This window comes from Gracilimonas qinghaiensis, assembly GCF_046602855.1.
Classification (GTDB): domain Bacteria; phylum Bacteroidota; class Rhodothermia; order Balneolales; family Balneolaceae; genus Gracilimonas.
Window position 1 is genome coordinate 1 of record NZ_JBKINJ010000003.1, and the last position, 12,917, is coordinate 12,917.

9 protein-coding genes and 1 tRNA gene are annotated in these 12,917 nt (G+C 42.6%); all 10 read left to right on the forward strand.

Annotated elements, in window-relative coordinates; all coding sequences use genetic code 11:
- Nucleotides 1-130 precede the first annotated feature (130 nt).
- The 10 genes from ACKGJO_RS14070 (at nucleotide 131) to ACKGJO_RS14115 (ending at nucleotide 12,728) form a co-directional block, all read left to right on the forward strand.
- A tRNA-Trp gene (locus ACKGJO_RS14070) sits at nucleotides 131-203 on the forward strand.
- 17 nt (nucleotides 204-220) lie between these two features.
- A complete protein-coding gene (secE, locus tag ACKGJO_RS14075) occupies nucleotides 221-403 on the forward strand; it encodes a preprotein translocase subunit SecE (protein ID WP_411324096.1) in 183 nt (60 codons plus the stop codon).
- Nucleotides 403-960 carry a transcription termination/antitermination protein NusG gene (gene nusG, locus ACKGJO_RS14080; protein ID WP_411324097.1) on the forward strand — a complete coding sequence of 186 codons (558 nt, stop codon included), beginning with the start codon at nucleotides 403-405 and terminating at the stop codon, nucleotides 958-960. Before secE ends, nusG begins: the two co-directional genes overlap by 1 nt.
- 74 nt (nucleotides 961-1,034) lie before the next feature.
- A complete protein-coding gene (gene rplK / locus ACKGJO_RS14085) occupies nucleotides 1,035-1,466 on the forward strand; it encodes a 50S ribosomal protein L11 (protein ID WP_411324098.1) in 432 nt (143 codons plus the stop codon).
- A 13-nt stretch (nucleotides 1,467-1,479) separates the two neighbouring features.
- Nucleotides 1,480-2,178, forward strand: a complete 699-nt coding sequence (rplA, locus tag ACKGJO_RS14090) for a 50S ribosomal protein L1 (RefSeq protein WP_411324100.1) — start codon at nucleotides 1,480-1,482, stop codon at nucleotides 2,176-2,178.
- A 16-nt stretch (nucleotides 2,179-2,194) separates the two neighbouring features.
- Nucleotides 2,195-2,716, forward strand: a complete 522-nt coding sequence (gene rplJ / locus ACKGJO_RS14095) for a 50S ribosomal protein L10 (protein WP_411324101.1) — start codon at nucleotides 2,195-2,197, stop codon at nucleotides 2,714-2,716.
- Nucleotides 2,717-2,767: 51 nt separating this feature from the next.
- Nucleotides 2,768-3,145, forward strand: coding sequence for a 50S ribosomal protein L7/L12 (gene rplL / locus ACKGJO_RS14100; RefSeq protein ID WP_411324103.1), 378 nt, complete (start codon nucleotides 2,768-2,770; stop codon nucleotides 3,143-3,145).
- A 145-nt stretch (nucleotides 3,146-3,290) separates the two neighbouring features.
- A complete protein-coding gene (gene rpoB, locus ACKGJO_RS14105) occupies nucleotides 3,291-7,106 on the forward strand; it encodes a DNA-directed RNA polymerase subunit beta (RefSeq protein ID WP_411324210.1) in 3,816 nt (1,271 codons plus the stop codon).
- Nucleotides 7,107-7,136: 30 nt separating this feature from the next.
- The gene (gene rpoC / locus ACKGJO_RS14110) at nucleotides 7,137-11,453 is read left to right on the forward strand and encodes a DNA-directed RNA polymerase subunit beta' (RefSeq protein WP_411324104.1); all 4,317 of its coding nucleotides are present in this window, start codon (nucleotides 7,137-7,139) and stop codon (nucleotides 11,451-11,453) included.
- 258 nt (nucleotides 11,454-11,711) lie between these two features.
- The gene (locus tag ACKGJO_RS14115) at nucleotides 11,712-12,728 is read left to right on the forward strand and encodes a BF3164 family lipoprotein (protein ID WP_411324105.1); all 1,017 of its coding nucleotides are present in this window, start codon (nucleotides 11,712-11,714) and stop codon (nucleotides 12,726-12,728) included.
- Nucleotides 12,729-12,917 lie beyond the last annotated feature (189 nt).

The window sequence follows — 12,917 nt, forward strand, 5'->3', positions numbered from 1 at the left end:
TTGCGATACGCGAAGGTGGCCGTACTGTCGGTGCCGGCGTGGTAACTAAAATCTTAGACTAAGAAAGTCGACCTGAACTTAGGCCAGTGCAAAGAGTGGTTACTTCGGTAGTCGCTCTTGTGCACTTTACACGGGTGTAGCTCAGTTGGCAGAGCACTGGTCTCCAAAACCAGGTGTCGGGAGTTCGAGTCTCTCCACCCGTGCAAACAAGTAAAATTATATGAGTAAGATTAATAAATTTTTTGATGGTGTTGTTCAGGAGTTCAAGAAGGTATCTTGGCCAACACAAAAGGAATTGATTGACAACACGATCATCGTAGTTGTCTTCTCCATCATTATTTCAGTTTTCATTTTTGGTGTAGACCAAGTTTATAGCACCATATTAGAAGCTATTTATAACTAATGAGTAAAGAACAAGAACATGGTTGGTACGTAGTACGCTGCTTCTCAAGCCATGAAAAAAAAGTTAAAGAGTTTCTTGAGCGGGAGATCGAAGAGCAGGGCCTGGAAGACAAGATTAAGGAGGTCCTTATTCCTACAGAAACAGTAGTAGAGATCAGATCGGGAAAGAAACGAACCAGAGAGAAAAATTTCTTTCCGGGTTATATCCTTTTAAATACTCATTATGATGAAGAAGTAAATAATTTAATACAGTCCGCACCATCCTGCTTAGGTTTTCTGAAAGTAGGTAAAAATGAAACGGTGCCAAAGCCACTTAAAGAACACGAAGTCAAACGCATCATTGGCAGAGTTAAAGACAGTGGCGATGAAATGCGGAATATTGAGATTCCGTATAGTGAAGGCGACTTGGTTAAAGTGATATCCGGTCCGTTCAAAGATTTTGACGGAACCGTTCAGGAAGTGAATCCTGAAAAACTTAAACTGAGAGTTATGGTTAGTATTTTTGGCCGTAAAACTCCGGTGGAAGTTGATGTTAACCAAGTTGAATCGGCTACATAAAGAACCTAGTTGATGCACACTAGCTATTACGCACAAATAAACAGAAGTTATTAATTATAGGATCCTGAGAATCCATGGCTAAAAAAGTTGAGAACATCCTGAAGCTCCAGATTGTTGGGGGGCAGGCAAACCCTGCGCCACCTGTTGGACCGGCACTCGGTCAAGCAGGAATCAATATTATGGAGTTTTGTAAAGCCTTTAACGCTAAGACTCAGGACAAGGCCGGAACTGTTGTTCCTGTTGAGATCACGGTTTATGCTGATAAGTCTTTTACATTTAAAACAAAGACTCCACCAGCACCTGTGCTTCTTAAGAAAGCAGCGAAAATCAAGTCCGGATCAGGCGAACCAAACCGAAAAAAAGTAGGTACGGTTACCTGGAGCCAATGCAAAGACATTGCACAAGAAAAGATGGAAGACTTAAATGCGTTTGACGTCGAAGCTGGTGCGGAAATGATTGCAGGAACGGCTCGCAGTATGGGTCTTAGAGTAAATCGCGAAAAGTAAGGAAATTGTGATCATGGCAAAAAGAGGAAAGAAATATCAACAGGCTGTGGCACTCGTGAATCCCGAGGTAGAGTATACTTTGGAAGAAGCGTGCGATCTGGTTAAAAAAACATCTAACGTAAATTTTGATGCTTCAGTGGATATTGATATCCGTTTAGGCGTTGACCCAAGACATGCAGACCAAATGGTCCGCGGTACAGTGAGCTTGCCTCACGGTACGGGTAAAGATGTACGTGTTTTGGCTCTCGTTAATGAAGCCAAACAAGATGAAGCCAGAGAAGCCGGTGCCGACCATGTTGGTCTTGATGATTACATCGAAAAAATTGAAGAAGGGTGGAGCGATATAGACGTTATTATCGCCACGCCTGACGTAATGGGTAAACTCGGTAAGCTTGGGCGTTTTTTAGGCCCCCGCGGACTGATGCCTAACCCGAAAAGTGGAACCGTTACAATGGATGTGGCTGAAGCTGTGAAAACAGTGAAAGCCGGACAGATTGATTTCCGTGTTGATAAAGCCGGAATCCTTCATACATCTATTGGTAAAGTTAGTTTTAGCGCTAGCGATCTGAAAGAAAATACAGAAGCATTCTTTCGGACAGTGATGAGCTTAAGACCGGCTTCCGCAAAAGGACTGTACGTGAAAAGTGTTTTCATGAGCAGTACTATGGGACCAAGCATCCCGTTAAGCAGAACCGCAGTAACATCCCTATAAAAGGAGGAAATGAATTATGCCTACTGCAGAAAAGCAAGCAGTCTTAGACGAAATTGCCGAGAAGCTGGAAAGCTCTAGTGCTCTTTATATCACTAATTATTCCGGAATGTCGGTACCTGAAGTTAATGAACTGCGTGGTGCATTTCGTAAGGGAGATATTCGCTTCAAAGTGTACAAAAACAAGTTAATGAAGCTCGCAATGGAGAAGGCTGGTGGATATGATGAAATCATACCTTCTTTAGTTGAGCAGAATGCTTTCGCTTTTGTAGATGAAGAATTATCTGCACCTGCCAAGGTATTGAAAGATTTTATCAAGGAGCACAATAAACCACAGTTTAAGGCCGCAATTGTAGATGGTGATTTCTACAGCGAAGATAAACTGGAAGTTCTTGCAGCTATGAAGTCTAAGAACGAGATTATTGGAGATATCCTTGGTCTGTTAATGTCACCTCTATCAAATATAGTTGGTGCACTTAACTCACAAGGATCTAACCTTGTTGGTGCTATTAACACCATCGCTGAAAAAGGCGAAGAATAACCCTTATTTATCAACTAGAATTTTTTTATTTAAAACAACTGGAGAAATATAATGGCTGACGTTAAAGATTTAGCTGAACAGCTTGTCAACCTAACTATCAAAGAAGCAAACGAACTTGCAACTATTCTTGAAGAAGAATACGATATCAAACCTGCTCAAGCTGCTGTTGCAGTAGCTGGACCTGCTGGTGGCGGAGAAGCCGGAGCAGCTGAAGAGCAAACTGAATTTGATGTTGTTCTTAAGAGTCCCGGTGCTAAGAAAATTGCCGTAATTAAAGAAGTACGCGGCATCACTGGTCTTGGCTTGAAAGAAGCTAAAGAATTAGTTGACGGAGCTCCTAACGCTGTTAAAGAAGCTGTTTCTAAAGATGAAGCAGAAGACATCAAATCCAAGCTTGAAGAAGCTGGAGCCGAAGTAGAGCTTAAGTAATTCTTACTTATAAATTCGTTATTAGCCAATGCCGTTAAATCGGTATTGGCTATTGGCGTCTAAAAAAACTGACCCCAATACATTTGGGGTTTCCCCGTATAAATTACCTTCAATCTAAGAGGAGAGGTTCCTTTTGAGCAAGAAGATGCAAACTATTCCCAACACGGAACGCTTATCGTTTGGAAAAACCAAACATGTGCTTGATTATCCTGACTTTCTGGATATTCAGCTAGAGTCATTTGAAAAATTCGTACAACTTGATATTGCTCCCAATGAGAGAGCAGATCAGGGTTTACAACGGATTTTCAATGAAAATTTTCCCATTCAGGATAGTCGTGAAACACATATTCTAGAATTTCTATACTTTAATATAGATGTTCCACGCTACACTGAATCTGAGTGTCAGGATCGTGGCCTGACTTATTCTGTTCCGTTAAAAGCAAAATTAAGACTTTCATCTGTTGATGACAGCGATGAAGCCAGTGAAACCATTGAACAGGAAGTTTTCTTAGGAGACCTTCCATGGATGACCAATCGAGGTACATTCATTGTTAATGGTGCTGAGCGGGTTATCGTAAGTCAGCTTCACAGATCACCGGGTGTTTTCTTTGGACAGAACGTTCACCCTAACGGAACTCAACTATATTCTGCAAGAGTGATTCCTTTCAAAGGGTCATGGATCGAGTTTACAACCGACATAAGAGATGTGTTGTGGGCATATATTGATCGCAAGAAGAAAGTTCCTGCAACAACCCTGTTAAGAGCACTTGGATATTCCTCTGATATTGAACTGTTAAGCTTGTTTGAGCTGTCAGAACATATCAAGTTTGGATCTAAAGCCGATTACAACAAGAAACTGGTTGGTAAAAGACTAGCCGAAAATATTGTTGTAGAAAGCATGGAAGAAGTGGTTGACGATGAAACAGGTGAAGTAACAGAAGCCTTGAATCGTCAGATCATATTTGAACGTGACCATGAACTGACTGAAGATGATTATGGCTCACTTAAAGATGCAGAAGTTGAAAAGGTCTTAGTTCAAAAGATCTCAGCTGAGGAATCTGAACGTTCCGTAATGATGAATACTCTTCGTAAGGATCCTACTTACGATGAATCGTCTGCACTTGGTGAGATCTATCAGCAGATCAGATCAGGTGAAATGCCGGATCCGGAAACTGCTCGTTCAATTCTTGAAAGATTGTTTTTCAGTGATAAGAAATATGATCTTGGAGAAGTTGGTCGTTACAGATTGAATAAACGCTTGAAACTTGATCAGGAAAATACCCTACAATATCTGACTAAAGAAGATATCGTTGCTATTGTTAGAGAAGTTATCCGCCTGAAGAACATGAAGTCTCAGGTAGATGATATTGATCACCTAAGTAACAGGCGTGTTCGTACTGTTGGAGAACAGTTAGGTCAGCAATTTGCAATTGGCCTTGCCCGAATGGCACGTACTATCCGTGAGAGAATGAATTCACGGGATGCTGAACAGTTGACACCACAGGATCTTGTAAATGCACGTACGATCTCAAGTGTGATCAATACGTTCTTTGGAACGAACCAGCTATCTCAGTTCATGGATCAAACGAATCCTATTGCTGAGTTGACTCACAAGCGGCGTATGTCTGCTTTGGGACCTGGTGGTTTGACACGTGAGAGAGCCGGTTTTGAGGTACGTGACGTTCACTACACTCACTATGGTCGACTTTGCCCGATTGAAACACCTGAGGGGCCAAACATTGGTTTGATCTCTTCATTGTGTGTACATGCCAAGGTAAATGACTTTGGATTTATTGAGACCCCTTATCGTAAAGTGAAAGAAGGTAAGGTTACAAAAGATGTTGAATATCTTGCGGCCGAGCAGGAAGATGAAACGGTTATCGCTCAGGCTAACGCAGAGATAGATGACAAAGGCATGTTCGAAACGGATGCCATCTTCTCAAGAACACGTGAAGGTAACTACCTTCGTGTGAAGCCGGATGAGATCGAATATATGGATGTTGCCACTAACCAGATCACGTCTCTGGCAGCAGCATTGATTCCGTTTATTGAACATGATGATGCTAACCGTGCACTGATGGGTTCTAACATGCAGCGCCAGGCCGTACCATTGTTGCGACCTGAAGCCCCTGTGGTTGGAACCGGACTTGAGCAGCGTGCAGCTCGTGACTCACGTGCTATCATCACAGCTGATGCTGATGGTGAAGTAGTATATGTGAGTGCTACTGAGATCAGAGTTAAATATAACCGTACTGAGGAAGAGCAAAATTGCTACTTCGATGGTGGGGTAAAGACTTATGATCTGACCAAATTTGTAAGAACTAACCAGGATACTACGATCAATCAACGTCCTGTTGTAAAGATCGGAGACAAAGTGAAAGCAGGACAAGCTCTTGCTGATGGTTGTTCAACTGATAAAGGTGAGCTTGCCCTGGGGCGTAATTTGCTTGTGGCTTTTATGCCATGGAGAGGTTACAACTTTGAGGATGCCATCGTTGTAAGTGAAAGAATTGTACAGGATGATATCTATACATCCATTCACGTAACAGAATTTGAGCAGCAGGTACGAGACACCAAGCGTGGTGAGGAAGAACTGACTCGTGAAATTCCAAACGTGAGTGAAGAAGCCACATCTGATCTTGATGAGCGTGGAATCATTAGAATCGGTGCCAAGATCGAGCACGGTGATATTCTGGTGGGTAAGATCACTCCGAAAGGAGAAACAGATCCTACTCCTGAAGAAAAACTACTGCGAGCGATCTTCGGTGATAAAGCCGGTGATGTTAAAGACGCATCATTGAAAGTACCGCCAAGTGTTGAAGGTACTGTAATTGATACTAAACTCTTTAGCCGTAAGCGCGATGAACTGATCTCTCGTAAAGAAGAGAAGAAACGTGTTGAGCAGGAAGAAGAGCGTCATGCACAAAAAGTAGCAGAGTTGAATCAGCAGTGGGCTGATAAGATGTACTCCCTGCTTCGTGATAAGACTTCTCCCGGTGTTTACAATTACAGCCATGTAGAGTTGATACCAAAAGGCGAGAAATACAAAAAATCTGTATTTGAAGAACTTGATCCCGTCAATATCAATGAGAATATTGACTGGGCTACCGATGGTGAATTGGTGAAACTTGTTAAAAAACTGTTTTCCAACTACCGTGAGCTTCGTCGTGAGATCGATACTGAAGCTAAGCGTCGTAAGTTTGCTATTCAGGTTGGAGACGAGTTGCCACCCGGAATTATCCAGAAGGCCAAGGTTTACGTTGCTAAAAAACGTAAGCTTAAAGTAGGTGATAAAATGGCCGGTCGTCACGGTAACAAAGGTGTTGTTGCCAAGATCGTGCCACAGGAAGACATGCCGTTCATGGAAGACGGAACTCCTGTCGATATCTGTTTGAACCCGCTGGGTGTACCATCACGTATGAACCTTGGACAGATCTACGAAACCATTCTCGGATGGGCTGCCAAGAAAATGGGTGTTACTTTTGCATCACCTATCTTCGATGGTGCTTCCATGGATGAAGTTCGTGAGAAACTAAGAGATGCAGGGCTACCTGAAGATGGCCGCGTTAAGTTGTATGACGGTCGTACAGGTGAACCTTTTGCGCAGAAGACCACAGTAGGATACATTTACATGCTGAAACTGAATCACTTGATTCAGGATAAGATGCATGCTCGTTCTATTGGTCCATATTCATTGATCACGCAGCAACCATTGGGTGGTAAAGCTCAGTTTGGTGGCCAGCGACTTGGTGAAATGGAGGTGTGGGCACTGTACGCATATGGTGCTTCCAGCATCCTGAAAGAAATGCTCACTGTAAAAAGTGATGACGTTAAAGGGCGCTCTAAAGTATATGAGGCCATCGTTAAAGGTGAGAATCTGCCTGATGGTGACGTGCCCGAATCATTCAAGGTATTGTTACGAGAGCTTATGGGTCTCGGCCTTGAAATGCACATTGAATAATTTCACTGTTAATAATTTGGAGGAACATCCTTGCCAGTAACTAAGACATTAACAGTCACAAAAGACTTTGACAGCATTGGGGTATCCCTTGCTTCCGCTGAAACGATATTATCTCGTTCTCACGGTGAAGTCTTGACTCCTGAGACAATAAACTATAGAACCTTTAAACCCGAAATGGATGGTCTTTTCTGTGAAAAGATCTTCGGCCCGGTTAAAGATTATGAATGCCATTGCGGTAAATACAAGCGTATACGTTATAAAGGTATCATCTGCGACCGTTGCGGTGTGGAAGTTACCCGGAAAGCAGTACGCCGTGAACGAATGGGGCATATTACCCTGACCGTTCCTGTAGTACATATTTGGTACTTCAAATCACTTCCAAATAAGATCGCATATCTTATTGGAACCTCTTCTAAGAATCTGGATAAGATCGTCTATTATGAGACATTTGTGATCATTAATCCAGGTGTTGCGCGTGACCTTGGTTACGCACAGGGTGATATGATCTCTGAAGAAGAGAAGTGGGATATTTTAGAACAACTACCCGAAGAAAATCAGGAATTGGACGATGACGATGACGATAAGTTCATCGTAAAGGAAGGAGCAGATGCTTTACAAGCCCTCCTTGCCGACCTTGACCTTGACGAACTTGCTTATCAGTTGCGCTATGAAGTGAAGAATGAAACTTCACAGATGCGTAAAAAGAAAAAGCTAAAACGTCTTCAGGTAATTGAATCCTTCCGTGCTGCAAATAAGCATACTGAGAATCGTCCTGAGTGGATGGTACAAGGCGTGATCCCGGTTATTCCTCCGGAACTTCGTCCATTGGTACCTCTTGAAGGAGGTAGATTTGCAACATCCGACCTTAACGACCTTTATCGTCGTGTGATCATCCGTAACAATCGTCTGAAACGATTGATCGATATCAAAGCTCCTGATGTGATTCTCCGTAACGAGAAACGCATGCTGCAGGAAGCGGTTGATTCACTATATGACAATTCAAGAAAATCAAACGCCGTACGGAATAACAACCGTCCGCTTAAGTCACTTTCAGATATGCTGAAAGGTAAGAGTGGACGTTTCCGTCAAAACCTTCTTGGTAAGCGTGTTGATTATTCCGGCCGTTCTGTAATTGTGGTTGGACCTGAGCTGAAAATGCACGAATGTGGACTACCAAAAGAAATGGCGGTCGAGCTCTACAAACCTTTCATCATACGCCGACTCATTGAGCGCGGATATGTGAAAACGGTTAAGAGCGCCAAAAAAGTAGTTGACCGACGTGATGCCGTTGTTTGGGAAGTGCTCGAAAACGTTATTGACGGACACCCTGTACTTCTTAACCGTGCTCCAACATTGCACAGGTTAGGTATTCAGGCATTCCAGCCAGTACTGATCGAGGAAAAAGCTATAAGATTACACCCGCTCGCTTGTACAGCATTCAACGCTGACTTTGATGGTGATCAGATGGCTGTTCACCTTCCATTGAGTCACGATGCTGTTATTGAAGCATCTGTATTGATGTTAGGTTCACATAATATCTTAGCACCCGCTAACGGTGGGCCTATAGCCGTGCCTTCTCAGGATATGATCCTGGGTTTGTATTATCTGACTAAGCCTGATGATGGCAGCTTAGGTGAAGGCAAGACGTTTTCATCACCTGCAGAAGTCTTGGTAGCATTTGATCAGGGTAAACTTGATACCCATGCTAAGATCAATGTTCGAATTCCCGTAATAAACGAGGAAGGCGAAAAAACGTATGAAGTAATTAAGACTTCAACCGGGCGCGTGATCTTTAACGAGATCGTACCGGACGAGATCCCGTTCATCAATAAGACCCTTGGTAAAAAAGAGCTGAGAAATCTGATCGGCGAGATCCATGATGTAGTAGGAACTGCAAAGACCTCTAACTTCCTTGATGACATGAAGAAGTTAGGTTACGAAGAGGCCACAATTGGTGGGCTTTCTTTCAGTCTTGACGATATCATCATTCCGGATGCTAAAGAAGAACTCATTACTAAAGCCAAGAACGAGGTATCAGACGTTCAGGGCCGATACGAAATGGGTTTCATCACTGATAATGAACGATATAATCAGGTAATTGATAAGTGGACAAGTACCACGAACCGCGTGTCTGAAACGCTATTTAAGGCACTTCAAAACGACCGGAATGGGTTCAATCCAGTTTATATGATGGCTGATTCCGGCGCTCGTGGATCTAAAGAGCAGATTCGTCAGCTTGGCGGTATGCGTGGTCTGATGGCTAAGCCTCAGAAGAGTTCCATGCAGCAGGGTAATGAGGTTATTGAGAACCCGATCCTCTCTTCTTTCAAAGAGGGTTTGACAGTTCTTGAATACTTTATCTCTACTCACGGGGCTCGTAAAGGTTTGGCTGATACAGCTCTGAAAACAGCTGATGCCGGTTATCTGACGCGACGACTCGTTGATGTGTCTCAAGACGTTATCATTAACGAAAATGACTGTGGTACACTCCGTGGAATTAAAATGACGGCTCTGAAAGACAATGAGGATATCATTGAAAGTTTGGAAGACCGTATTCTTGGACGTGTGTCACTGCACGATATTTATGATCCGATATCTGATGAACTGATCTGTGAATCAAATCAGGTGATCGACGAAACAGTTGCTGGCAAGATAGCTGAGACCTCTATTGAAGATGTCGAGATCCGTTCAGTACTTACATGCGAAACTCCTCGCGGAGTGTGTGCTAAGTGTTACGGACGTGACCTTGCCCGAGGAACTATGGTTGAAAAAGGTGAAGCGGTGGGTGTTATCGCTGCTCAATCAATTGGTGAGCCTGGTACACAGCTTACACTTAGAACCTTCCATGTTGGTGGTACAGCATCTCGTTTAGAGGCTGAATCACAGCACAAAACTAAATTTGAAGGTAAAGTTGAATTTGAGAACGTACGCGTTGTTGTTTACAACGATGGAGAGGAAGATCACAATGTAGTTCTTTCACGTGCGGGTGAGATCAAGATCATTAATGATGAAGGCACCACCCTCATTACGTATAACGTTCCTTATGGTTCTGAAATGTTGGTTGAAGATGGTGATATGGTTCCAAAAGGAGCAGTGCTCTGTAAGTGGGATCCATATAATGCTCTGATCTTCTCAGAAATTGACGGTACCATCGAGTATAAGGATATCATTGATGGAGTAACTTCATCTGATGATACTGATGCTCAAACCGGTCACCGTGAAAAAGTTATTACAGATTCTAAAGACCGATCACTGGTTCCAACCATTATGATTAAGGGAAGTAATGATCGTGTTCGCGAGACTACACTTCCTGTAGATACACACATTGTGGTTGATGACGGTGAGAAAGTAGAAGCCGGACAGGTTATCGCTAAGATACCTCGTGTAGCTTCCAAGTCTAAGGATATTACCGCGGGTCTTCCACGTATTACTGAGCTGTTTGAAGCTCGCTCCCCAAGTGAACCTGCCGTTGTTACTGAAATTGACGGTATTGTCGAAATGGGTGGTCGTAAACGTGGTTCCCAGGAAGTATTCGTTAAGTCTAAGGATGGCACGGATGAGAAGAAGTATTTGATCTCGTTAAGTAAGCATATCCTGGTTCAATCCAACGATTTTGTGAAAGCAGGTCAACCGCTATCTGACGGTACTATTCCGGCTCAGGATATTTTGAATATCCTCGGACCTTATGCAGTACAGTCATATCTCGTGAATGAAATTCAGGAGGTTTACCGACTACAGGGTGTGAAGATCAATGATAAGCACATTGAGACTATTGTTCGCACCATGATGCAGAAGGTAGAGATCACCGATCCGGGCGACACTATGTTCCTCGAAGGTGATAAAGTTGACCGTTTTGAAGTTAACGAGCGTAATGACGAATTGATCGGTAAGTTTGTGGTTACAAACGAAGGTGGTTCTGATCTTAAGAAGGGTACCATCCTTGATCGGCGTCAGGTTCGTGATCACAATAATGAGTTGATCAAAGACGGTAAAGAAGAGCTCGAAACCCGTGAAGCAGAGCCGGCAATTTCAAAGCCAATTCTGTTGGGTATCACAAGAGCTGCCCTTTCTACCGATAGCTGGTTATCAGCTGCTTCATTCCAGGAAACGACCAAGGTACTGACTCAGGCTTCTATTGAAGCTAAGAAAGACTTCCTCCGCGGACTCAAAGAGAATGTGGTGGTTGGACATAAAGTACCTGCCGGAACCGGACTTCGCGACTACGAAGATATCGTGGTTGGTTCGAAGAAAGATATGGAAGAAGGAGACGAGGAGATCGCCAAGGTATTTGAAGAACTTGGTGGCAGTGAAAACGGTGAAAGCGAAACCGCTGAAGCCGAAGACTAACCTCCCGTTAGCTTTCTAACAGACAATTTGAAGCCCCGTTCATTAAGTTGATCGGGGCTTTTTTGTTGGGGTACATTTCTTATGTGATTATAGATTGAATTATATACATTTAACCTCTGTTCGAACCTCTAAGTTCGGAATGCTTTGGAGGGTGACCTGGTACGCAGAGCTAAAGTACTTTAAAGGGCTACTAATTCTAATTACTAAACTTGAATTGCAAAAGGATTAATAATGATAATTACTTCGAAAAGCCTATTCTTGAGTATTAGTATTACAGTAATAATTCTGGGAATAACTGCGTGTACAACCTCTACAAAAGAAAAAAATCACTTCCAGCGAACTATTGATTATCAATCGGTTAAAACGAGCAGAGCTGTTTTAGCGAAAACAGTAAGAAATCCCAAAGTAGTACGGATCATTGATGATAAGATCGTTATTGGAGAAGTTGGGGGGAGTCCATCCATACACATGTTTCAAATCAAAGAAGATGGAGGGGTTGAATACCTGAAGGGAATTGGCCGTGAAGGTAGGGGACCGGGAGAATATGAAAGATTAATGGAAATTATTGATTCGGACTCACTATTCTATGTGTATGATGGAAATCAATTCTCTTTAACCGCATATAATACCAATGGTGAACTACGGGATCATAAAAGAAGAGAACTTACCACAAGGGGTCTTCCAAACTCTATGTTTATGTTGAAGGATGGGAGTATAGTAGCTGCAGGTGTTTTTCTGAATGAAAGAATTCAGGTGTTTGATGAGACCGGGTCAATCAAGACCAGTTTGGGTGACTATATTGTTTTTGATAAAAACTTTACACCAAGAGATAACGGTATTGCTTGGTTATCTCATGCAGCGATGAATCTTGGTCAGAACTATATTTGTCTGTTTGCAGAGAATGCAGACTTCATCGAAAAGTATGACATGGAAGGCACCTTACTTAAGAGAGTTCAAGGAGAGAAATACCCTCTTCCAAGTATGATTCTTGAAGATAACTGGCCAGTTGATAACAATGGTATTGTAGGATATACCGATGTGGTTAGTAATGATCATCACTTGTATGCAAGTTATTCAGGAATACCTCGCTCTGAAGATTCCTCCAATCCTTTTGAAACCGATCTGATTCAAGAGTTTGATTGGAATCTAAATCTGGAGCATGGATATAAACTCGATCATAAACCCACTGAATTTGTGGTTGGCAATAATGACGTGATTTATACACTTAACGAATCAAATGGAGGGTATGAAATCAGGTTGGGACATCTAAAGTAAGTAATGCTCGATTCGAACCTCCAGGTTCGGAATACTAAATTGGATATCATGACCCAAATGGAAAAGATTTGTCCGGAATAATTGCCTTAATTCAATTTAAAAAGCCATCCCGTTCTCTCTGGATGGCTTTGTGTATTAGAGCGGTATGAATAGATATTATAGTGGTTAGATCACACTCTAAATACCTTT

Coding starts and splice junctions, on each gene's coding strand:
- secE (WP_411324096.1), top strand. CDS start 221: ATGAGTAAGATTAATAAATTTTTTGATGGTGTTGTTCAGGAGTTCAAG.
- nusG (WP_411324097.1), top strand. CDS start 403: ATGAGTAAAGAACAAGAACATGGTTGGTACGTAGTACGCTGCTTCTCA.
- rplK (WP_411324098.1), top strand. CDS start 1,035: ATGGCTAAAAAAGTTGAGAACATCCTGAAGCTCCAGATTGTTGGGGGG.
- rplA (WP_411324100.1), top strand. CDS start 1,480: ATGGCAAAAAGAGGAAAGAAATATCAACAGGCTGTGGCACTCGTGAAT.
- rplJ (WP_411324101.1), top strand. CDS start 2,195: ATGCCTACTGCAGAAAAGCAAGCAGTCTTAGACGAAATTGCCGAGAAG.
- rplL (WP_411324103.1), top strand. CDS start 2,768: ATGGCTGACGTTAAAGATTTAGCTGAACAGCTTGTCAACCTAACTATC.
- rpoB (WP_411324210.1), top strand. CDS start 3,291: ATGCAAACTATTCCCAACACGGAACGCTTATCGTTTGGAAAAACCAAA.